Annotated in this window: 21 protein-coding genes; 12 read left to right on the top strand and 9 right to left on the bottom strand. The window is 61.6% G+C overall.

The genetic code is table 11. The annotated features are described in order from the left end of the window. Positions 1 to 75: 75 nt before the first annotated feature. Positions 76 to 816: a TetR/AcrR family transcriptional regulator gene (locus tag M0D68_RS17450; protein ID WP_200621179.1), complete on the bottom strand. Its 741-nt coding sequence runs from the start codon at positions 814 to 816 to the stop codon at positions 76 to 78. Positions 817 to 1,096: 280 nt separating this feature from the next. Between M0D68_RS17450 and M0D68_RS17445 the strand changes: the two genes are divergently transcribed. The 4 genes from M0D68_RS17445 (at position 1,097) to M0D68_RS17430 (ending at position 6,878) form a co-directional block, all read left to right on the top strand. Beyond that, entirely contained in the window at positions 1,097 to 2,278 is a 1,182-nt protein-coding gene (locus M0D68_RS17445; protein ID WP_054035879.1) for an isovaleryl-CoA dehydrogenase, read from the top strand. 70 nt (positions 2,279 to 2,348) lie between these two features. Continuing rightward, the gene (locus M0D68_RS17440) at positions 2,349 to 3,956 is read left to right on the top strand and encodes a carboxyl transferase domain-containing protein (RefSeq protein ID WP_093645745.1); all 1,608 of its coding nucleotides are present in this window, start codon (positions 2,349 to 2,351) and stop codon (positions 3,954 to 3,956) included. Positions 3,957 to 3,984: 28 nt separating this feature from the next. Next, a complete protein-coding gene (locus tag M0D68_RS17435; RefSeq protein WP_211706899.1) occupies positions 3,985 to 4,770 on the top strand; it encodes an enoyl-CoA hydratase/isomerase family protein in 786 nt (261 codons plus the stop codon). Between the two features lie 95 nt (positions 4,771 to 4,865). Beyond that, complete coding sequence (locus tag M0D68_RS17430; protein ID WP_200621165.1) at positions 4,866 to 6,878, top strand: acetyl/propionyl/methylcrotonyl-CoA carboxylase subunit alpha; 2,013 nt, start codon at positions 4,866 to 4,868, stop codon at positions 6,876 to 6,878. A 15-nt stretch (positions 6,879 to 6,893) separates the two neighbouring features. Here the strand turns inward: M0D68_RS17430 and M0D68_RS17425 are convergent, their stop codons facing one another. The 4 genes from M0D68_RS17425 to M0D68_RS17410 all read right to left on the bottom strand — a co-directional run bounded on the left by M0D68_RS17425 (position 6,894) and on the right by M0D68_RS17410 (position 10,960). Further along, positions 6,894 to 7,685: a phosphate/phosphite/phosphonate ABC transporter substrate-binding protein gene (locus M0D68_RS17425; RefSeq protein ID WP_211706898.1), complete on the bottom strand. Its 792-nt coding sequence runs from the start codon at positions 7,683 to 7,685 to the stop codon at positions 6,894 to 6,896. A 19-nt stretch (positions 7,686 to 7,704) separates the two neighbouring features. Further along, positions 7,705 to 7,983, bottom strand: a complete 279-nt coding sequence (locus tag M0D68_RS17420; RefSeq protein ID WP_093645755.1) for a DUF1488 family protein — start codon at positions 7,981 to 7,983, stop codon at positions 7,705 to 7,707. Between the two features lie 185 nt (positions 7,984 to 8,168). Then, the gene (locus tag M0D68_RS17415; protein WP_211706897.1) at positions 8,169 to 10,280 is read right to left on the bottom strand and encodes a pyridoxamine 5'-phosphate oxidase family protein; all 2,112 of its coding nucleotides are present in this window, start codon (positions 10,278 to 10,280) and stop codon (positions 8,169 to 8,171) included. A 38-nt stretch (positions 10,281 to 10,318) separates the two neighbouring features. Next, positions 10,319 to 10,960: a glutathione S-transferase family protein gene (locus M0D68_RS17410; protein ID WP_093645759.1), complete on the bottom strand. Its 642-nt coding sequence runs from the start codon at positions 10,958 to 10,960 to the stop codon at positions 10,319 to 10,321. A gap of 128 nt (positions 10,961 to 11,088) precedes the next feature. Here M0D68_RS17410 and M0D68_RS17405 point away from each other — a divergent pair, with 128 nt between their 5' ends. The 8 genes from M0D68_RS17405 (at position 11,089) to M0D68_RS17370 (ending at position 19,384) form a co-directional block, all read left to right on the top strand. Continuing rightward, a complete protein-coding gene (locus M0D68_RS17405) occupies positions 11,089 to 12,003 on the top strand; it encodes a LysR family transcriptional regulator (protein ID WP_200621162.1) in 915 nt (304 codons plus the stop codon). Positions 12,004 to 12,208: 205 nt separating this feature from the next. Further along, entirely contained in the window at positions 12,209 to 13,192 is a 984-nt protein-coding gene (locus M0D68_RS17400) for an aliphatic sulfonate ABC transporter substrate-binding protein (RefSeq protein WP_244869787.1), read from the top strand. 183 nt (positions 13,193 to 13,375) lie between these two features. Then, positions 13,376 to 14,284, top strand: a complete 909-nt coding sequence (locus M0D68_RS17395; protein ID WP_200621161.1) for a TauD/TfdA family dioxygenase — start codon at positions 13,376 to 13,378, stop codon at positions 14,282 to 14,284. A 49-nt stretch (positions 14,285 to 14,333) separates the two neighbouring features. Next, positions 14,334 to 15,386 (top strand): ABC transporter substrate-binding protein, encoded by a 1,053-nt coding sequence (locus tag M0D68_RS17390; protein WP_211706896.1) that lies wholly within the window; start codon positions 14,334 to 14,336, stop codon positions 15,384 to 15,386. Between the two features lie 70 nt (positions 15,387 to 15,456). Next, positions 15,457 to 16,287, top strand: coding sequence for an ABC transporter ATP-binding protein (locus M0D68_RS17385; protein WP_211706895.1), 831 nt, complete (start codon positions 15,457 to 15,459; stop codon positions 16,285 to 16,287). Then, positions 16,284 to 17,162, top strand: coding sequence for an ABC transporter permease (locus M0D68_RS17380; protein ID WP_200621158.1), 879 nt, complete (start codon positions 16,284 to 16,286; stop codon positions 17,160 to 17,162). The genes M0D68_RS17385 and M0D68_RS17380 overlap by 4 nt, the downstream gene beginning before the upstream one ends. A 135-nt stretch (positions 17,163 to 17,297) precedes the next feature. Then, on the top strand, positions 17,298 to 18,704 hold the full coding sequence (locus M0D68_RS17375) for a selenium-binding family protein (RefSeq protein WP_211706894.1): 1,407 nt from the start codon (positions 17,298 to 17,300) through the stop codon (positions 18,702 to 18,704). Next, on the top strand, positions 18,701 to 19,384 hold the full coding sequence (locus M0D68_RS17370) for a hypothetical protein (RefSeq protein ID WP_211706893.1): 684 nt from the start codon (positions 18,701 to 18,703) through the stop codon (positions 19,382 to 19,384). The genes M0D68_RS17375 and M0D68_RS17370 overlap by 4 nt, the downstream gene beginning before the upstream one ends. A gap of 63 nt (positions 19,385 to 19,447) precedes the next feature. Here the strand turns inward: M0D68_RS17370 and M0D68_RS17365 are convergent, their stop codons facing one another. The 4 genes from M0D68_RS17365 to M0D68_RS17350 all read right to left on the bottom strand — a co-directional run bounded on the left by M0D68_RS17365 (position 19,448) and on the right by M0D68_RS17350 (position 22,399). After that, a complete protein-coding gene (locus tag M0D68_RS17365; RefSeq protein WP_211706892.1) occupies positions 19,448 to 20,239 on the bottom strand; it encodes a molybdopterin-dependent oxidoreductase in 792 nt (263 codons plus the stop codon). 3 nt (positions 20,240 to 20,242) lie between these two features. Further along, on the bottom strand, positions 20,243 to 20,836 hold the full coding sequence (locus tag M0D68_RS17360; RefSeq protein WP_211706891.1) for a cytochrome b/b6 domain-containing protein: 594 nt from the start codon (positions 20,834 to 20,836) through the stop codon (positions 20,243 to 20,245). 85 nt (positions 20,837 to 20,921) lie between these two features. Continuing rightward, positions 20,922 to 21,695: an alpha/beta hydrolase gene (locus tag M0D68_RS17355; RefSeq protein WP_211706890.1), complete on the bottom strand. Its 774-nt coding sequence runs from the start codon at positions 21,693 to 21,695 to the stop codon at positions 20,922 to 20,924. 89 nt (positions 21,696 to 21,784) lie between these two features. Beyond that, positions 21,785 to 22,399, bottom strand: a complete 615-nt coding sequence (locus tag M0D68_RS17350) for a hypothetical protein (RefSeq protein WP_211706889.1) — start codon at positions 22,397 to 22,399, stop codon at positions 21,785 to 21,787. Positions 22,400 to 22,480: the final 81 nt, after the last annotated feature.

Below are 22,480 nucleotides of genomic sequence, written 5' to 3'. Positions count from 1 at the left end.
ACAAGGAAAGGCCAAAGCCCTAAGAACACGGCCAATGCCGCCGCAAAAGGCAAAAAAACAAAAAAACCAAAACCACTATCCGCCGCGAGGCTCCCGAGCCCCCCGAGCCGCCTCTTCAAACCTCCGGTTAGCCTCCCCAACCTCAGCCCTGAACTGCTGCAAAGCACTAACCTCCAAATCCGGCGGCATCAAAGCCGCCCATAAAACATCGATTAACTGCCCCGCGGTAGCGTCAATATCAATATGCCGATTAGCCAGCGTAGCGTCCCACAGCACATGTTCCATCGGCCCAAACACCATCGACCGCAATAACCTCAACGGCATGTCAGCCCGAATCTGCCCCGTCTCCTGGCCCTGCGCCAACACCCTCATCAACGGCGCCGTATACCGCCGCTGCAATTCCGTCAGCGCCTCACTCAACTCATGATGCCGGGCCCGACCCTCCGACAACACCAAAGCACACAAGTCCGTGCCATTCACCAGCATCAACCGCAAATGCGTCCGCACAATAAAAGCAAACTGCTGCCGCACGCTGCCATCACGCGGCAGCCCCGACTCGATCGCTTCAATGATCTCGTCGTACCAGTCGCCAATCACCCGCGCGCATAACTCGCGCTTGCCGCGGAAATAACTGAATACCGTCGCCTCGGAAATCCCCAGGCGCTGCGCAATCTCCGCCGTCGTCGCGCGCTCGTAGCCCTTCTCGGAGAACACGTCGCGCCCCGCCTGCAAGATCTCTTTCACGCGCTGCTGAGACTTGCGCCCCGCCGGCTGGCGGCGCGAGGCGGGTAACTCAGCCTTCATGGCAACCGTCATATGAGTCCAGTTCAGTTTTGTGAGGCCAATCGCCTCGGTCACACCCATCCCATCACTGTATAGCGGCTCCAGACGCCTGCCAACCGGTTTCTGAGTGATACTCAAAAATACCACTTGACGCTTACGTAAATCTGGCGTGAAATGCGCCTTGAACGTTTCGCGCCTCGTGCGGCGTGGCTAGAGCGGCCCATAAGGCCGCCGCCGTCCGCTGAGCCGCACTCAGACGGGCCGGCGCCTACCCAGGCAACCCGGTCCGCCAACGAACTCTGGAGACACTGCAATGAGCAACCTGCCCGGTTTGCAATTCCCGCTCGGCGAAGAAATCGAAATGCTGCGCGACAGCATCGCCGGATTCGCCGCCAAAGAAATCGCCCCGCGTGCCGCGGAAATCGATCGCACGGATCAGTTCCCCATGGACCTGTGGCGAAAATTCGGCGACCTGGGCGTGCTCGGTATGACGGTCTCGGAGGAGTACGGCGGCGCGAATATGGGCTACACGGCGCACATGATCGCGATGGAAGAAATCTCGCGCGCGTCGGCATCGGTCGGTCTCTCGTACGGCGCGCACTCGAATCTGTGCGTCAACCAGATTCATCGCAACGGCACGGCAGCGCAGAAGGAAAAATATCTGCCCAAGCTGGTCTCCGGCGAACACATCGGCGCTCTCGCCATGAGCGAACCGAACGCGGGTTCGGACGTCGTCAGCATGAAGCTGCGCGCGGAGAAGAAGGGCGATCACTATGTGCTGAACGGCACGAAAATGTGGATCACCAACGGCCCGGATTGCGACACGCTGGTGGTCTATGCCAAAACCGATCCCGAAGCGAATTCGCGTGGCATTACCGCGTTTATCGTCGAGAAGGGCATGAAGGGCTTCTCGGTCGCGCAAAAACTCGACAAGCTCGGCATGCGCGGTTCGCACACTGGCGAACTGGTGTTCCAGGACGTCGAAGTGCCGGAAGAAAATATCCTCGGCCAGTTGAACGGCGGCGCGAAGGTGCTGATGAGCGGCCTCGATTACGAACGCGCGGTGCTCGCCGGCGGTCCGACCGGCATCATGGTCGCGGTTATGGACGCGGTCGTGCCGTATATCCACGACCGCAAGCAATTCGGTCAGCCGATCGGCGAATTCCAGCTGATTCAAGGCAAGGTCGCCGATCTGTACACCACGCTGCAAGCGTGCCGCGCGTATCTCTACGCGGTGGGCCGGCAACTCGATACGCTTGGCAAGGAACACGTGCGCCAGGTGCGTAAGGACTGCGCGGGCGTGATCCTCTACACCGCTGAAAAAGCAACGTGGATGGCCGGCGAGGCGATCCAGATTCTCGGCGGCAATGGCTATATCAACGAGTATCCGGTCGGCCGTCTGTGGCGCGATGCGAAGCTCTACGAAATCGGCGCGGGCACGAGCGAAATCCGCCGCATGCTGATCGGCCGTGAACTGTTCGCCGAGACGGCTTGAGCCACACTTTGCATGGGATCGGAGTAAGGGCTTTGCATCCAACTCCGATCGACAGAGGAGATTCCAAGCAATGCCGATCATCGAATCAAAACTGAATCCGCGCTCGGACGACTTCCGCACCAATGCGGCGGCGCTCGAAGCGCTGGTCGCCGATCTTCGCGCGAAGGTCGAGAAACTCGCGCTGGGCGGCGGGCAAGCGGCGCGCGATAAACACACGGGTCGCGGCAAGCTGTTGCCGCGCGACCGCATCGAAAAACTGCTCGATCCTGGCACGCCATTTCTCGAGTTCTCGCAACTCGCAGCCTATGGCATGTACCACAACGATGCGCCTGGCGCGGGCGTCATCACCGGCATTGGCCGTATCGCGGGGCAGGAGTGCGTGATCGTCTGCAATGACGCGACGGTCAAAGGCGGCACCTACTATCCCGTCACCGTGAAAAAGCACGTGCGGGCGCAGGAAATCGCGGCCGAAAATCATCTGCCGTGTGTCTACCTGGTCGACTCGGGCGGGGCGAATCTGCCGAATCAGGACGACGTGTTCCCCGATCGCGATCACTTCGGTCGCATCTTCTTTAATCAAGCGAATCTGTCCGCAGCAGGCATTCCGCAGATCGCCGTCGTGATGGGCTCGTGCACGGCAGGCGGCGCCTACGTGCCGGCCATGAGCGACGAATCGATCATCGTCAAGAATCAGGGGACGATTTTTCTGGGCGGGCCGCCGCTCGTCAAAGCCGCAACCGGTGAAGTGGTGAGCGCGGAAGACCTCGGCGGCGGCGACGTGCATACGCGTCTGTCGGGCGTGGTCGATCATCTCGCGCAGAACGACGCGCATGCGTTGGGTATTGCGCGCAGCATCGTCGGCAATCTGAATCGCACGAAGCAGGTGCCGGTGGCGTTGCAGGAGCCGAAGCCGCCTCGCTATGACGTGAAGAGCATGTACGGGGTGATTCCGGTCGATACGCGCAAGCCGTTCGATATCCGCGAGGTAATCGCGCGCATCGTCGACGATTCCGCTTTCGACGAATTCAAGGCCCGTTACGGCACCACGCTTGTATGCGGCTTCGCGCATATCTGGGGGCACCCGGTCGGCATCATCGCGAACAACGGCATTCTCTTTTCGGAGTCGGCGCTCAAGGGCGCGCACTTCATCGAACTGTGCTGCCAGCGCAAGATTCCGCTGGTGTTCCTGCAGAACATCACGGGCTTCATGGTGGGCCGCAAATACGAAAACGAAGGCATCGCGCGTAACGGCGCGAAGATGGTGACGGCCGTGGCCACGGCGAAGGTGCCGAAGTTCACGGTGATCATCGGCGGTTCGTTCGGGGCGGGCAACTATGGCATGTGTGGCCGCGCGTATTCGCCGCGCTTCCTGTGGATGTGGCCGAACGCGCGCATCTCGGTGATGGGCGGCGAGCAGGCGGCCTCGGTGCTGGCCACGGTCAAGCGCGACGGCATCGAAGGCAAGGGCGGTGCGTGGAGCGCGGAAGAAGAAGAGGCGTTCAAGCAACCGATCCGCGATCAATACGAGCATCAGGGCCACCCGTACTATGCCAGCGCCCGTCTCTGGGACGACGGCGTGATCGACCCGGCGCAAACGCGCGATGTGCTTGGCCTCGGCCTCTCGGCGACGATGAACGCACCGATCGAAGACACGCGTTTCGGCGTGTTCAGAATGTGACAGAGCGCAACGCGAAGGAGCTGTAACGATGCAATACGAAACGCTGAATGTCGCTTTCGCCGGGCAGATCGCCACGGTCACGCTGAATCGGCCTGACGTGCGCAACGCGTTCAATGAAACGATGATCGCCGAGATTACCTCGGTTTTCACGGCCCTGAACGCGCGCGACGACGTGCGTGCGGTAGTGCTCGCCGCGAACGGCAAGGCATTCTGCGCGGGCGCCGATCTGAACTGGATGAAGAAGATGGCCGGTTACTCGGACGACGAGAACCGCGCCGACGCAATGCTGCTGGCGAACATGCTGTCGTCGATCTACCGCTGCAGCAAACCGGTGATCGCACGAGTGAACGGCGACGCCTACGCGGGCGGCATGGGTCTGATCTCGGCGTGCGATGTCGTCGTCGCGGTGGAGAGCGCGCGTTTTTGCCTGTCGGAAGCGCGTCTCGGCCTGATCCCGGCGACCATCGCGCCGTACGTGATCCGTGCGCTGGGGGAGCAGGCGTCGCGCCGCTACTTCGCGACCGCTGAGCAGTTCGATTGCGCGACGGCATTCCGTCTGGGCCTGGTTAGCGAAGCAGTCAGCGCGGAACAACTCGACGCTACCGTGCAGCAGATCGCCGAGACGCTTTGCGCAAACGGTCCGCAAGCGGTGCGTGCCTGCAAGCAACTCGTGCAGGATATCGCTGGCCGCGAGTTGAACGAGGCGCTGATCGAGGACACGGCGGCGCGCATCGCGCGCACGCGAGCCGGCGCGGAAGGCCGCGAAGGCGTCGCGTCGTTCCTCGAAAAACGCACGCCTTCCTGGCGCAACTGACGCGCAAGTAAGCGGACATTCAAGCAGACATTCCGAGGCGCTCGTCAGCCCTCATCAGAACAACAGCCCGAGTGGGACATTCACCGAGACACCTCATGTTCAACAAGATCCTGATTGCCAACCGAGGCGAGATTGCGTGCCGCGTCGCCGCGACCTGCAAGCGGCTCGGTATCGCGAGTGTGGCCGTGTATTCCGATGCGGACGCCAACGCAAAACACGTAGCCGCATGCGACGAGGCGGTGCATATCGGCGGATCGACCGCCGCGGAAAGCTATCTGCGGGTCGAGCGCATCATCGAAGCCGCGCGTGCGACCGGCGCACAGGCCGTGCATCCGGGCTACGGTTTTCTCTCTGAAAACGAAGACTTCGCGCATGCCTGCGAAGCGGCCGGCATCGTATTCATCGGACCGCCGGTCGAAGCGATCGCCGCCATGGGCTCAAAGGCGGCCGCGAAGGCGCTGATGCATGCGGCGGCCGTGCCGCTCGTGCCGGGTTATCACGGCGACGATCAGGACGCTGAGTTGCTGCATCGTGAAGCCGATGCGATCGGTTATCCGGTCTTGCTGAAGGCGAGCGCGGGTGGCGGCGGTAAAGGCATGCGCGTGGTCGAGCGCACGGAAGACTTCGCGGCGGCGTTGGCGTCGTGCAAACGCGAAGCGGCCAGCAGTTTCGGCAATGACCGCGTGCTGATCGAAAAGTATCTGACGCGGCCGCGTCACGTGGAAGTGCAGGTGTTCGCGGACCGTCACGGCGGCGCGGTGTATCTGTTCGACCGCGATTGCTCGGTGCAACGGCGTCACCAGAAGGTGCTGGAAGAAGCGCCGGCGCCGGGCTTGTCGGCAGAGGTCAAACGCGAGATGGGCGAAGCGGCCGTGGCCGCCGCGCGCGCGGTGAATTACGTGGGCGCGGGCACGGTCGAGTTCATCATGACCAGCACGGGCGACTTCTACTTCATGGAGATGAACACGCGCCTGCAGGTCGAGCATCCGGTTACGGAAATGGTGACGGGACAGGATCTGGTGGAGTGGCAACTGCGCGTCGCCGCTGACGAACCGTTGCCGCTCTCGCAAGAGCAACTGAAAATCGACGGCCATGCGATCGAAGCGCGCATTTACGCGGAGCATCCTGCCCGCGGCTTCCTGCCGTCGACGGGTACGCTCAAGCATTTGCGCATGCCCGAAGGCGTCGAATTCACCCTAGGCGAGCCCGACCGCAAGGCGCCGGTGCGTATCGACAGCGGCGTACGCGAAGGCGACGCCATCACGCCGTTCTACGATCCGATGATTGCCAAGCTGATCGTCCACGGCGCGACGCGTGAAGAAGCGCTCGCGCGAATGAATCGTGCGCTGCGTGCCTGCGAAGTGGTCGGTCCGCACACCAACGTCGAGTTCCTGCAACGCATCGTCACGAGCGAACCGTTTGCGACGGGCGATCTCGATACGGGTTTGATCGAGCGTCATCACGACGCCTTGTTCGCGCCCGTGAAAAAGCCCTTCAAGGAAGCGCTGGCGCTTGCTTGCGCAGCATTGTTGACGCGTGAAGGCGGCACGGCGCACGGCGCGTCGCCGTGGGATGCACTCTCGCACTGGCGTCTGAACAGCGGCTATACGCAGACGCTCGGCTGGCGTGACGTCGAAAACGAAAGCGTTTTCACGGCCACGTTTGCTCGCGACGGCGCCACGCAAACGCTCGAACACGACGGCGTGCGCGAAGGCTTCACCTGGTCGGAAGGCACCGGTCAGCACGAATACCGCGCGACGATCGGCGATGCGCGAGTCACGGGGCGTGTTTTCATCGACGGCGATACGTTCCACGTGTTCTGCCTCGGCGAGGCGCTGGCGTTCGAGTGGCAGAACCTGCTCGCGCATGCCGCGGATGCTGAAGGCGGCGAAGGCCGCTTGACCGCACCGATGCCGGGCAAGGTGATCGCCGTGCTGGTCGAACCGGGCGCGGTGGTGGAGAAGGGCACGCCGCTGATCGTGATGGAAGCGATGAAGATGGAGCACACCATCGGTGCGCCGGCGGCAGGCACGGTAACGGAAGTGCTGTATGCGGTTGGCGATCAGGTCGCCGATGGCGCACAGCTTCTGGTGCTGGACGTAGGCTAACGGTAACGGCCGTGCTTAAACGAGGCGCGCGTAGCCGGCGGCGCGCGCTTCATTTTCGAGTTGCTCGATCCGTTCGTAGTCGGTGAGCGGCAACGCGGAAAAGCCCTTCAAACGCAGGCGTTTGGCACGTTCCGGCTGGGCGCGGTGCGCTTCGGTGAGGGCCTCGCGCAGCGTTTCGATCGTCGCGGACGGCACGTTGTTGGAGGCAATCAAAGGCAAGCCTGGCGATGCCGCCGTCAAGCCGATTTGCCGAACCTTTTGCGCCAGTTCCGGCAATTCATCGCAGACAAACGCGAAGGTCACGCAGTCGATTGCGGCGACGTCCGCGCGATTGTCGACCACCGCTCGCAATGATCCGAGATGCGAACCGGTGCGCAGCACCGCGCTGAAAAACGCGCCCTTGCGTGCAAGCGGCGCCACCGCATGGCGAAACACATTCATGCCGCTATTCGAATCGTCCTGATTGTAGGCGGCACGCGCGCCGCGGCACGCCGCGAGCGAATCGAACTGCGACTCCGCTCGCGTGACCAGCACGCTCGAATAATCCGCGCCTGCGCAGCCCGGCGCATCGAATTGCGGCGTGGCGATCACCTGAACCTGCTCGTTCAAGCCATGCACCAAGGGATAGCCGCAGGTTTGCGAGAGTAGTACGTTGGGGCGCCGCCAGAAGCCATGCAATTCTTCGTCGGGCTCGACGATGCGGCAGGCCGGGCTCACCATGCGCAGGACGTCGTCCAGCCACTCGCGCCACACAGTGGCGAGCGCGGGTGTCACGTTGTACATCGGCAGGGCGGCGATCCAGGTCATGGACGCGATTCTGGCATACCTAATGTCTGACCATTCGGAATTCGTCGAGACCCAGGCGCACCGGCTCGGTCTCTTTGAACGGCCACTTGCACTCCACCACCTTCAGTATTTCCAGTTGCGCGTCTTCGAACGCGACGAGCAAATCCGTGCGCCGCTTGCTCGCGGCCCCGCAATAGGTCATCAGCGCCTCGGCGCTGACCTCGAAGACCTGCACCCGATCGTCATAACAGACGCGGAAGGCGACGGTTGCGCATTCCGTGACACAGGGCCTGAATCCTTCATCGACATATACCGACATGACAACCTCCCGCCGCACGCCTGAGTCATCAGGATGACTGGCCCTAAGCTTTCGGTATGTGGGAAAACCAGCATTTGCTGTGAAAATGCCGGGCCTCCGTTCCATCTTACCGGTCGAAAATAATTGTCGCTTGAGTGGCCGCGTGCGCGTAGTCAGAATTCGCGTCAGGACGGCGGGCCCGTCATTCAGAGTTCCAACGTCAGTCCGTCCGTTGCGGCGACGTCGTCGGCGACCGGCCGGCCCATGCAGATGAGGGCATGGCCTTCCTCGATGGAGGCGTCCGTCGGTGCTTCGTAGGCGACTCGCCCGTTCAACACGCGCGTGGAGCATGTGCCGCACATCCCGGAGCGGCAGCTCGACGGCGCGGCGATCCCGGATGCCTCGGCGAGATCGAGAAGCGTGCCGTTCTCCGGCAGCCATTGAACCGTGCGCTGCGAGCGCGCGAACGTCACGGGTATGCCTGCGCCGTCGCTTGCCGGCACGTTTGCGGGGCGCGAGCTTTGGCCGTTTTCCGCCACCACCGGTGGGATTGCCGGCGTGCGTTTGACAGTTGCCGGTCCAAACGCCTCAAAGCGAATTCTGTTATCGGCGACGTTGAGCGCGCGTAATCCTTCATACAGTTCACGCATGAACGACTCGGGTCCGCACAGATAGAAGTCGTAGTCGTCGAAGGGCAGCGCGCGTTTGATTTCAGCCAGGGTCACGCGACCGGGTAAGGCGCCGTAAGGCGATTGGGTGGCTGGATCGGCGGTGCTGTCGAACAGGTGCATCGAGACCGCCGGATGGCGCGACGAGAGTTCCTGCAGGTGCGCGCTGAACGGCCGATCGCCGTCGCGTCGCGCGCCATGGAAAAAATACAGTGACTTGGGCGGACTATTCGGCTCGCGCGCGGCAATCGCGTGATGCAGCATCGTGATCATCGGCGTGATGCCGATGCCCGCCGAAATGAACACGGCAGGGCGCGGGCTGGCTGAATCGTAGGTGAATGCGCCACGTGGCACCATCGCTTCGATCTGCATGCCGGCGGCGAAGCGGTCATGCAGCCAGGCGGAGCCGACGCCGTCGCGTTTCACGGTGATTCGGTACTGCTGCCGGTTGCTCGCGTCGGACAGCGTATAAGTGCGCGTCAGCGGCTTGTCCAAGCCGTCGACCGGGACGCGGATCGGCAAGTATTGCCCAGGCTCGTACGCCGGCAACGGCGAGCCGTCCGCCGATTCAAAATAGAACGATCGGATCATGGGCGTTTCTTCGCGCACGGCGGCGATCTTGAGCTTTTTCCACGGCGATTCGAGTTGTGAAGCTGGCAGTGAAGCGGGCACCGAAGCCTGCGTCACGAACTGCGGCGCATAGCCGACTTCCGACCAACGAAACGGTAACGCCTGGCGGCTGCGCCGCACTTCGGTAATACGAAAGCGCACCAGCCGCTCGGCCAATGGAAACCTGGCCAGTTCCGGACCGTCCCACACGATCTCAGCGAGGGCCGCGATGTACAGCATGTCGCCGCTCGCAAAGTCTACGAACAGCAGGCCGGCGCGTGGATCGTGGACCAGGTTGCCCAGTGTGTTGAAGAAGCGGTTGCCGCTGAAATCGGGCGTTGTCAGGGTAGTCGCGTCGTCAACACGCACGAAGCCCGGCATGCCGCCGCGATGCGAAACATCGGCGCCGCGAGCCGGACCCGCATCTTCACTGACGTTCGCGCTGGCGATAAAGAAAGTATCCGCGTTGGCGAGCAATGTGCGGTCCGCGTCGCTGAGTTGAGTCGACGTCTCAACGGGTGTCCCAGTGCCGGTTGCACCACGCGTAACAAAAGTCGGCGTACGACTTTGAATATATTTTGCGCAGTTGCCGAAGCTTTGCATGACCTCGAGCGTGACCGTATCGCCATCTACCGACGACACCACGCCGTTGACGCGATTGCGTCGGCGGGTCTGCGCTTGCAGCCCCAGGCCACCGATCATCATGCCGGGCTGCCAGTACCCAGCCAACGGATCACCCGGTAAAACGCCGCCTTCGATCCGCAACGTGCGCGGGTCCGGGGACGATACAAAGCCCGGCTCGGCCGCGCGCAGCGTTGCCCACGGCTGGCCGTTCGCATCGAGGCCGCCGAACACCATGAAAGGCTGTTCGGCATAAAACTGCCGATGCTGATCCGGCATATAGCGACGGATGCCGCGACGACCGATCGATTCCGCCTCTTTGTCCACTCCGGCATGTTGCTGCACCAGGAGTTCGGCGGCGTGAAACGGCGACTCGGCGGCGTCCCAGCCGCGCGGCGCGCTGGAAGAATGCTGGGACATATCGGCCTCTGCCCATTAGAGCGTGTGCACTTCTCTGGTTAGGCGGCGAGCAGTCCAGCCTTCGTCGCAGGCATCGCGATGAAGCGCGGCAGCGCTTCAACACGGCGGAGCCACGCCCGGATGTTCGGGTACGGCTCGAGCGAGACACCGCCTTCCGGCGCATGGGCGATGTACGTATGCGCGGCGATGTCGGCAATGCTTACGTGGTCGCCCGTAGCGAAATTCTTGTCGGCAAGCTCCGCGTCGAGCACGTCGAACAGCTTGAGCGCGATCTTCTGCGCGGTGTCGAGATTGAGCGGCGCACCGAATACGGTGACCAGCCGCGCGGCGCACGGTCCATATGCGATCTGCCCAGCTGCGAGCGACAGCCACCGTTGCACGGTGGCGGCGCCGAGCGCGTCTTCCGGCAGCCATGACGGGTCGCCATAGCGTTTCGCCAGATAGACGAGGATTGCGTTGGAATCGAACAGCACCGTCTCGCCGTCTTCGATCGTCGGCACCTGGCCGAACGGGTTGAGCTTCAGGTATTCCGGGCGACGATTGTCGCCGGCAGCCATGTTCAGCTCGATCACTTCAAAAGGCAGATCGAGCAAAGTCAGGAACAACTTGACGCGGTGTCCGTGCCCGGAGAGAAGCGTAGTGTGAAGGCGGATGGGCTGGGCGGGTTTAGCGGCTGACATTGAAAGCTCCTGGGGCGGGGAAAGCCGACAACCGTCGACTGGAATGGAGTAAGCGTACCGGTCCGTGGCGCCGCGCAGAAGCCTGCTAAGCTAGAAAACATAATCAATCAAAGATGGACAATCGGCGAATGGCAGATCTAAAAGATGTCAATCTGAACCGCCTTGCGATTTTCGTTGCCGTGGTGGAAGCGGGCTCGTTTACCGCCGCCGCGGCGCGTCTCGGCCTCACGAAAACCATGGTCAGCACGCATCTGCAGCGGCTCGAGCGCGAAATCGGCGCGGGTCTGCTGGTCCGAACCACAAGGCGGCTCAGCGTGACCGAGAGCGGGCGTGCCTTCTACGAGGCAAGTTGCAAGATCTTGCTGGCGGCGGAGGAAGCGCTATCGGCCGTAACAGGGGAATCGGCGCCGTTGCGCGGCACGTTGCGCGTGAATGCGCCGATCGACTATGGAGCGTTGGTGGTGACACCCGCGTTGGTGGAGATGCGCCGTGCGTATCCGGAACTCGACATCGAACTGGTCTGCAACGACCACTATGTCGATCTGATCGCGGAAGGCATCGACGTGGCCATCCGTCTGGGGCAATTGGCCGACTCGGGCTACCGCGCTGTGAAGCTGGGTGGTTTCGTCAAATGGATCGTCGCGAGTCCGGAGTTCATCAATACATGGGGTAAGCCGAAGACGCCGGCTGCGCTCGCGCCCATGCCTCATGTCGCGCTATCTGTCTTGCAGCATCCACTTACGCTTGAGCTGCAGCGTGCGAAAGGCGCAAAACAAAGCGTGCGCTGCGAGAATGTCCTGCTGGTGAACACGGCTGATTCCGCCCGTGCGGCGACGCTCGCGGGCGGTGGCTTCGGATTGCTGACGGATTTTTCGATCGCTGACGATGTGGCGGCGGGGCGACTGGTGCGTCTGTTGCCGGATTGGGCCGGAAAGCCCAAGGGCATCTACGCGGTGTTTCCGCCTACCCGTTATCCGACGGCAAAGGTACGCGCGTTGATCGACGTGATCAGAAGAAGGCTCGAGGCGCCGGTGGACGGTTAGCGCCTCGCAGAGCATGGAGTACGCACTGGCTCTCAATGCCGTTTTTCATCGTTATGCCTTAGCCTGCTAAGCATAGTTAAAACGCTCGCTTATCCATGCGATTCGGCGTTGTTACGATCGCGGTTTGATCGTATTGACCAGACCGGAATTTCGAGCCGTGACCTTTTCTATTTTTCGTTTGCTCGCTCGTGCGGCGCTGACTTCGTTGCTCGTCATCAGTACCGCTCACGCGCAGACCGCCACCAATTCTTCGGCTCCGATAAAACTGCGGATCGGCTATCAAAAGTCTTCAACGCTCATCACGATCCTGAAGGTGCGTGGTTCGCTCGAGCAGGCGCTGGCGCCGCTAGGCGTCAGCATTAGCTGGAACGAGTTTGCCAGCGGCTTGCCGCTGACCGAAGCGCTCAACGCCGACGCGGTCGACTTTAGCGCCGATGTCGCCGATACAGTCCCGGTGTTCGCCCAGGCCGCTCATGCACGTTTCGTGTATGTCGCGCAGGAAGCGCCGTCGCCTGGCGCCCAGGCCATCATCGTGAAGCGCGACGGGCCGCTGCATACGCTTGCCGACCTGAAAGGCCAGCGCATCGCGGTGACCAAGGCGGCCGGCAGCCATTATCTGCTGCTCGCCGCGCTCGCCAAAGCCGGCCTTGCACCTGCTGATGTGCGCATCAGTTATCTGACGCCCGCCGATGGACGTGCCGCATTCGAGCGCGGCAGCGTGGATGCCTGGATCACCTGGGATCCGTATGTCGCATCGGTGGACAAAGCGCCGGACGTGCGCATCCTCGCCAACGGTGAAGGCCTCGCCTCCTATCAACGGTACTACCTCGCGTCCAGCAGCTTCGCCGCGGCTCACCCGGATGTGGTCAGCATCGTAGTTGCGCAGTTGACGTCGGCGGGGGGATGGGTCCGCAGCCATCCTGACGATGCGGCAAAGCTGCTCGCCCCGATCTGGGGCCTGGACGCAGCGACGATCGAGCGTGCGAATGGACGCCGTAGCTATGCCGTACGCGCTGTAGACGCGCAGAATTTCGGTGAGCAGCAAAAGATCGCCGACACCTTCTATCGAGCGGGTCTTCTGCCGGCGCCAGTCGATACGGCCACAGCGCAACGCTGGAACTTCACCACGAAGCGGGCCGAAACAGCGGCCGTTTCGACCACCACTCCGACCACAGCTTCTGGTGGATAGGCCCTGCAGCGAACAGGGGCTTAGGGCCGAACGCGGCCCGCAGCGCGTTAAAGCATCGGGTTTATCACTCCAGCAGATAACCGTATGGGATTTGCTTCGTTGTCGTCGCGCGTATGCACCGGTAAATTCGTCTGACTTCGCCTTTGCCGGCGTCCTTCGAACAGATTCGACGAAGAGCTTCCTGTGACGACTGCTATTACACCCACCGCCGCCAGCGCCGCTGGCCATGCCAATCAAGCCCAGCACATCGAAATTCGCGCTTTCGACGGTCCCGTCGGCGCTGAAGTTCTGGGGCTCGATCTCAGCAAGCCGTTAGGTCAGGAGGATTTCGCACGCATTCACCGCGCGCATCTGGATCATCACGTGCTGGTGTTTCGCGATCAACGCATTACGCCGGATCAGCAGATTGCCTTCAGTCGCCGCTTCGGCCCGCTGCAGATTCACGTGCTGCATCAATTCCAGTTGCCGGGTTATCCGGAGGTGCTGGTCGTCTCGAACATCGTCGAGAACGGCCAGCCGATCGGTCTCGGCGACGCCGGTCATTACTGGCATTCCGATCTGTCGTACAAGGAGAAGCCGAGCCTCGGTTCGCTTCTGCATGCGCAGGAGCTGCCTTCGGAAGGCGGCGACACGTTGTTCGCCAACATGCACCTTGCGTGGGACACATTGCCGGAGCACTTGCGCAGCGCAGTGGAAGGGCGTTCGGCGGAACACACGTATCTAGCGAAATACGCGGAACTGCAGAAGCGCAGCCCGTGGCGGCCGAATCTGTCGGCGGAGCAGATCGCACAGGTGAAACCGGTGGTCCAGCCGATCGTGCGCACCCATCCTGAGACCGGGCGGCGCGCGCTCTTCGTCAGCGAGCATTTCACGACCCGTGTGATCGGCTTGCCGGAAGACGAGAGCAAATCGCTGCTCGAAGAGATTTTCGCGCACAGTGTGCGCCCCGAGCATCTGTACCGGCATCAATGGTCCGAACACGACATGGTGTTCTGGGACAACCGCTCGCTGATGCATCTCGCGGCTGGCACGCCGGATCATCTGCGCCGCAAACTGTATCGCACGACGATTGAAGGCGACGTGCCGTTCTGACGGCAACGCCGCCCGCTATAACCACTATCACATGCTGACCGGAGTTCCGATGCTTGCCAGGTTTCACCCGACCGCTCTTCGGTCGTCTCTTTCCCGTCGTTTGACCGCCACGCTGCTTACTTTATCGATGGGTGTCGCCGGCTTCGGCGCATCCGTACCCGCGCACGCCGAAGGGCAGATCCGCATCGCCGAACAGTTCGGCATCGTCTATCTGCTGCTGAACGTGGCGCGCGACCAGCAATTCGTCGAGAAAGAAGGGCGCAAGCAGGGCCTCGATATCAAGGTTGACTGGGTGAAGCTCTCGGGCGGCTCCGCGGTCAACGACGCGCTGCTCTCCGGCGCGGTGGATGTCGCCGGTGCCGGCGTTGGCCCGTTGCTGACGATCTGGGACCGCACACATGGCAAGCAGAACGTGAAGGGCGTGGCGTCGCTCGGTAATCTGCCGTACTACCTCGTCAGCAACAATCCCAATGTCAAGACGATCGCCGACTTTGCCGAGAAGGACCGTATCGCGCTGCCGGCGGTCAATGTGTCTGTGCAATCGCGCGTGCTGCAATACGCGGCGGCGAAGCGCTGGGGCGACAAGGATTACAACCGCCTCGACAAGTTCACGCAGGCGCTGCCGCATCCCGATGCCGCGGCGGCGATCATCGCGGGCGGCACGGAAATCACCGGGCACTTTGGCAATCCGCCGTTTCAGGAGCAGGAACTCGCCGGCAATCCGAAGGCGCACATCGTGCTGAATTCGTACGACGTGCTGGGTGGTCCGAGCTCCGCAACTGTGCTGTACGCGACAGAAAAATTCCGCGACAACAATCCGAAGACCTATCGCGCGTTCGTCGATGCGCTGGCGGATGCCGCACGATTTATCTCGGCGAATCCCGATGCCGCAGCCGATATCTACATCCGCACGAACCAGTCGAAAATCGACCGCAATCTGCTGCTGAAGGTCATCAAGGACCCGCAAGTGCAGTTCAAGGTCGCGCCGCAGAACACGTTTGGACTCGCGCAGTTCATGTATCGCGTCGGCGTCATCAAAAACGAGCCGAAGTCGTGGAAGGATTATTTCTTCGACGATCCGGCAACCGCGGCGGGAAGTTAAGCGTGATCTTCTTCTCGAGCTTCGCCGGCTATTCATCGGCGCGCGCGGTCGGCTTACAGGGAGCGATCTGATGGTGGCCAATCCTACCTTGCTGTTTCCGAACGATGCTAAGCAGGCCGCTCCGGCGACCAGCGAAAGACTGCTCGCGGTCGAACACGTCAACCTCGAATACCGCACGCGTGAACGGATCGTTCGCGCGACCCACGATGTGAGTTTCGACGTGTATGGCGGCGACCGCTTCGTGCTGCTTGGCCCCTCGGGTTGCGGCAAGTCGACGCTGCTCAAAGCCGTGGCCGGTTTTATCCAGCCGACGTCGGGCAGCATCTCGCTTGACGGCGTTGCTGTGCGCGGCCCAGGCGCCGATCGTATTGTCGTGTTTCAGGAATTCGACCAGTTGCCGCCGTGGAAAACGGTTCTGCAGAACGTGGCTTTCCCGCTGCAGGTGGCGAAGAAGCTTTCACGCGCAGAAGCCAAAGAACGTGCGCTGCATTATCTCGACAAGGTGGGGCTGGCTTCGTTTGCCAATGCCTATCCGCATACGTTGTCGGGCGGTATGAAGCAGCGCGTTGCAATTGCCCGCGCGTTGGCGATGCAACCGCGCGTGCTGCTGATGGACGAACCGTTTGCCGCGCTCGATGCGCTGACTCGCCGCAAGATGCAGGAGGAACTGCTGCGCTTGTGGGAAGAGGTGAACTTCACGCTGCTGTTCGTCACGCATTCAATCGAAGAGGCGCTCGTGGTCGGCAACCGGATTCTGTTGCTGTCGCCGCATCCAGGCCGCGTACGCGCCGAGCTGAACAGTCACCAGTATTCGCAGGATAGTTTCGGACGCAGCGACTTTCAGCACAGCGTTGCGCGCATCCATCACCTGTTGTTCGAACAAACGGAGGCCGTTCAATGAGTACGCCCACCGTCCTGCTACCGCCGGTTCGCGAAGAGTATGAGCGTCCGCTCGAACCGCTCGGTGAACTTGTTCTCGAAGCACCGCTTCCGCTCGGCAAGCGCCTCTTTGCGCAAAGCTGGTTGCGCAAGACGCTGATTGCGCTGGTGTTGATCGCGATATGGGAAATCGCCGCGCGTGCGGTCGACAACGATCTGCTGCTGCCGACTTTCGGCGCGACGTTCAGCGCCTTCGTACAAGGTGTCTGGTCGGGCGAACTGCTGCAGAAAACGGCGGTGTCGATGTCCGTGCTGCTGCGCGGCTATCTGCTTGGCGCCGCACTCGCCTTTGTTCTGACCTCGCTTGCAGTATCGACGCGCATAGGCCGCGATTTACTCTCGATGCTGACCGCGATGTTCAACCCGTTGCCTTCCATCGCGCTGTTGCCGCTCGCTTTGCTCTGGTTCGGCCTTGGCACCGGCAGCCTGCTGTTCGTGCTGGTGCACTCGGTGCTGTGGCCGCTTGCGCTCAACACGTACTCCGGTTTTCAATCGGTGCCGGCGACGCTGCGCATGACGGGACGTAACTACGGCCTCACCGGTATGCGCCATGTGTTGTTGATCCTGGTGCCGGCCGCCTTGCCGTCGATTCTTGCCGGCCTGCGCGTGGGCTGGGCCTTTGCGTGGCGCACGCTGATCGCCGCCGAACTCGTATTCGGTGCGAGTTCCGGCAGCGGTGGGCTGGGGTGGTATATCTTTCAGAATCGCAACGAGTTGTATACGGATCGCGTTTTCGCGGGGCTGGCTGCCGTCATCGTGATTGGCCTGCTGATCGAGCATCTGGTGTTCGATACGCTCGAACGCGTGACCGTGCGGCGTTGGGGCGTGCAGCACTAACGGTCCAATGTCGCGACAATGAGGGTACGGTAACGCGCTTAAGTATGACGAAATGGGAAGCGCGCTGAAGTTCGCGAAACAACCGGTCGCTCCATCCGCTACCGGCCCCGAACCAGATCGACAGGAGACCCCGTCATGGGAATGCGCCCAGATCCTACGTTTCACGCATCGCCGAAACTCGCCATGGATGCGCCAGCGGAAGACTTCGCTTATACGCTGCTGCTCAGCCCCGATTTCTCGCAGCCCGATGCACTCGCTGTGATAGACGTGAAGCCTGGATCGCCAACCTACAGCCAGGTGGTTCATACGGTGCCGGTGCCGAACAAGGGGGACGAGTTTCACCACTTCGGCTGGAACGCCTGCTCGTCGTCACTCTCGCCGCTGACCGGCCACGCCTTTCTCGAACGGCGTTATCTGATCATTCCGGGGATGCGCTCCTCGCGCATCTACATCGTGGATACCAAGCCCCATCCGACTCAGGCGAAGATCCACAAGATCATCGAACCCGAGGAAATCTTCCGCAAGACGGGCTACTCGCGTCCCCACACGGTTCATTGCGGACCGGAAGGCATCTACGTCAGCACGCTCGGCGGCGCTGGGAAGGATGGCACAGACGGGCCGCCGGGAATCTTCATCATGGACTGCGAGACTTTCGAGGTCCTCGGCCGCTGGGAAATCGACCGTGGGCCGCAGGAGAAACACTACGATTTCTGGTGGAACCTGCCGCGCGATTACATGGTGTCGAGCGAGTGGGCGTTGCCGCCGCAATTTGAGAACGGGATCGTCCCCGAAGATCTTCTCTCGAACAAGTACGGGCACCGCATCCACTTCTGGGATCTGCGGGCGCGGCGCAACGTGCAAACGATCGACCTCGGCGCCAACCATCAGATGGCGCTCGAAGTGCGGCCCGCGCACGATCCCAGCCGCGAATACGGTTTCATCGGCGTGGTGGTGGATACGACGAACCTTGAAGGATCGGTCTGGACCTGGTGGCGGGAGGATGGAAAGTTTCACATCGAGAAGACCGCGACGATTCCGCCCGAGCCCGCAGATCCGGAACTGCTTCCGCCCTTGCTGCAGGGATTCGGCGCGGTGCCGCCGCTCGTCACCGATATTGATCTCTCCATCGACGACAAATTCCTGTACGTCGCCTGCTGGGGAACCGGCGAAATGCGCCAATACGACGTGACGGAACCCCGCAAGCCGAAACTCACGGGATCGGTGCACATCGGCGGGATCGTACGGCGCACGCCTCACCCGAACGGTCAGACCTTCGCGGGTGGTCCGCAGATGGTCGAGATCAGTCGTGACGGGAAGCGCGTCTACTGGACCAACTCGCTCTACTCGACGTGGGACGACCAGTTCTACCCGGCCGGTGTGCCGGCGGCACAGGTCATGGCGCGGGCTGAACCGGGCGGCGGCCTTGCACTGGCCGAGGAGTACTGGGTCGACTTTCCCGACGGATACCGGGCTCACCAGATCCGGCTCGAAGGCGGGGACTGCTCGACGGATTCGTTCTGCTACCCGTCGGTGGGGACTTGATTGGGAGTGGCTGGCCGCAGATCGGCCTTTGGCTAGCCGTCGCGGCGAGCGGCCTCTATCACGGGCTTAACCCGGCGATGGGATGGCCGCTCGCTGTTTCTAGCGGGCTGATGGAAAAACGTGCGCGGGCGCTGTTCTCCGCGCTCCTGTATCTCGCGGCTGGGCACGTACTGGCGATGTTCGTGGTGATCGTGCCCTTCGCCATGCTTGCAATGCTGCTCACCTGGCAGCGCGAGATCCAGATCGGCGCGAGTGTGCTGGTCATCGGCTTTGGTGTCTGCCTTCTGATCTGGCGGCGCCATCCGCGTGTCCTCGCGCGTATCCCGCCGTCGCGGCTTGCGCTCTGGTCCTTCGCCGTTGCCATCGCGCACGGCGCCGGACTGATGCTGGTGCCGATCTACCTCGGGCTGTGCCGGTCGTACGACATGGACCGGGGGCATCAGGCCGCACGCGCACTGATCGACTCCAATCTGGGGATGGCGCTGCTTGTCTCAGGCGTCCATGCCACCGCCATGATCGCGGTTGGTGGACTGCTGGCCTGGTTGGTCTATCGCTACCTGGGGCTCAAGTTCGTGTCACGGAGCTGGTTCAACCTGGACGCAGTCTGGGCGTCGAGCCTCATTCTGGTTGGCACGCTTTCGTTGGTGTTCAATGCCGCGTTGTCTGGCGGTGAGGGCTGATAGGGGCGAGCGCAGCGATGCAAGCGGCGGGCTTGCGCTGCTCAGAAGCCATTCAGGCGCTGTTCAGGAGCCGCCGAACCAGTTGTAGCCCTGGTTCTCCCAGTAACCGCCGGGATATTCGTTCGTCACACTGATCGCGACGATATGCTTCGGATTCTTGTAGCCGAGCTTGGTCGGCATACGCAGCTTCATCGGGAAGCCGTATTTCGGCGGCAGCACCGCACCGTCATAGGTCAGGGTGAGCAGGGTCTGCGCATGCAACGCCGTTGGCATGTCGATGCTGGTCCAATAGTTGTCCGCGCAATGCAATGACACGTACTTCGCCGTCATGTCCATGCCCGCACGCTTCATGAACTCGGAGAAGCGCACGCCACCCCAGCGGCCAATCGCGCTCCATCCTTCGATGCAGATATGCCGCGTAATCTGGCTTTCCTGCGGCAATGCGCGCAGCTCGTCGAGTGTCCAGACGCGTTTGCCATTCGCGAGGCCACTCACCTGGAGGCGGTAGGTCGCCGCGTCGACTTCGGGCACATCGTCGATGCCGTAAAACGCGTTGAACGGAAACGGCCGGGTGATCATCGACTCCGGATAGGTCGGGGCCATCTCTTTCGGATTGAACAGCAGGGCTTGCACATCATCGTTGAAGAACGACATCTTGCGCAGCATGGTGTTCACCGACTTGTCGTTGGACAAATCGCAGCCTGACAGCAGCGCAATACCGCCGAGCGTGAGAATTCGTTTGCCGAGCAGGCGGCGCGCCGGATCTTTCAGTTCGTTGCGTGCATCCTTGATGATGGATTCGGCGTGAGACGAAAGAAACGTATCTGGCTTCACAGGTCGTTTTCGAAAAGTCATGGACTACCGTCCGCGAATCATCAGAAGCAGCGAGCGCGGCACCAGAGCGACCATGACGACGTGTACGAAGAAGAACGCAACCAGCACGCTCATCGCAAAGAAATGCACGACGCGCGCATTGTCGTACCCGCCGATCAGCGTGCGCAGCAACGGAAATTGCACCGACTTCCACACGGCCAGACCTGAGAGCACCAGTAGCGTGATATCGACGATTACCACCAGGTAGGCGAGTTTCTGAATGGCGTTGTAATGGCTGAGGTCCTCATGCCCGAGCTTGCCACGCAGCGCGGCGGCGAGATCGGTTGCAAGTGACTTGAAGCTGAGCGGCAGCAGTTTGCGACGCAGACGTCCGGAAGCTAAATTCAGCCCGACGTAAACGAGGAAATTCGTCACCAGCAGCCACATGACCGCAAAGTGCCACAGTAGCGCGCCGCCAAGCCAGGTACCCAAGGTGATGGAGGAAGGAAATCGCAAGACTGGAAAGATGGGCGAGGCGTCATACACCTGCCAGCCGCTCATTACCATCAGTACAACGGCGAGCGCGTTAATCCAGTGCGTGATGCGGACCCAGGCGGGTTGAATCGTTACGTGGCTCAAAGCGATCTCGTAGTTGATCAGGTTGCCCGCGGCAGGAAGAGCGCCAACGCGCTGCCTTTCCAGTCACGGGCATGCACACCGTGGCTTACTGGCCGGATTGCTGCGCTGCCTGTTCGATCATGGCGGCGACTTCCCGCGGATGGGATTCAAACACTGCATGGCTTGCACCGTTGATTTCGACCGTAGTCGCGTGAGCACGCGATGCATACATGCGTTCGAGCTCCGGATTGATGATCTTGTCGGCTTTAGCGACCATGTACCAGCTCGGCTTTGTCTTCCATGCCGGGTCGGAAACCTGCGCTGAGAACTCGGACGCCGCAAGCGGGATCTGCGCATGCGCCTCGAACTCGGCTTGCGCACGGGGCAGGTCGGGCGCGAACTGCAACGGATAGTCAGCCGGTTTCAGGTAAACAAAATTGTCCGATGTGCCGACGATGGACAGCGGACCGCCCGGGTACTTCTTGCCGTTCTCACCGATGGTTTCACCGGCGTCGAGCGCATGCGCGGCGATGTAGACCAGCGACTTCACGTGCTCGTCGTTCCCGGCTTCGCTAATGATCGCGCCGGCATAGCTGTGGCCGACAAGTACGCACGGGCCGTCGAGGCTATCGAGCACGCGTTTTGTGGCGGTCACGTCGTCGTTAAACGACGTCAGAGGTTGTTGCACCAGCGTGACGTGGTAGCCGTCCTTCGTCAGAATGTTGTAGACGGGACGCCAGCCTGCAGCATCGGCGAATGCGCCGTGGACGACTACGATGTTCTTGACGGGTGCGGCAAAAGCAGGCGCGGCGGCAACAGTAAGCAGGCAGAGCGCAGCAGCGGCTTGCGCGGCGGTGGATCGTAACGTCGGAAAGCGCATGTAAATCCTTGAATATTGAAAACGCAACAGTCGATTAGGATTGTTGAATGAATGGAAAAGACGACACGCAATGTCGGCGACGTAATGCGTTAGAACTGCGGCGCCACGCCGTCCTTTTCGACGAACAGCACGTGCGCGTCATAAACGCCGTTCGCACCCGGTGTAACCACAATGAATACCTTCTTTCCTGCCGTCAGATCCGTCTTGCTTGCCGGAACTGGTGTCACGACGGGCACGTTTGCCGGTACGGTTACCGTGCTGCTGCCGCCCTTGTATGACAGATTCAGCTCGCGGCCGCTGGTGCCAGTGACAACCGACACTACGTTTGCATTCGTCATCGTGCTGTTAGGACCGAAGTCGTAAGCGAAATGCCCTTCGGCCGTACCGCGTGCGGCCTCAGGAAAAACGATCATCGAAGTGGCCGTCAATTTTCCATCGCTGCCCGTGATCGCCGGCGTCCCCACGTATGAACCGACTTTGGCGTCGGAAAGCTTGGCGGGTTTGAACGCCGATACCCCGACGTCCGGTTTGACGTCGACAGACACGGTGTCGCCACTGTTCCGGTGTACGGTCAGAATTTCGCCCTTGCAGGACACAACATCGCCGCGAATCCGTTCCGGTTTGACGTCAGGCGTTTGCGCAAAAGATGCGCCCGAAAGCGTAAGGGCGGCAAACAGAGCACCTAATTTGTAATGAATCGACACGAGTTACTCCATCTATATGAATGTGATTGAATCGGAATGTCAGACGCTGGCGGACGTCACGTCTGCAACAAGCATCTTGTG

The sequence above is a fragment of the Paraburkholderia sp. SEWSISQ10-3 4 genome (assembly GCF_030464785.1).
In the GTDB taxonomy this organism is placed as follows: Bacteria; Pseudomonadota; Gammaproteobacteria; order Burkholderiales; family Burkholderiaceae; genus Paraburkholderia; species Paraburkholderia aspalathi.
This window is presented reverse-complemented; position numbering and strand designations above follow the sequence as displayed.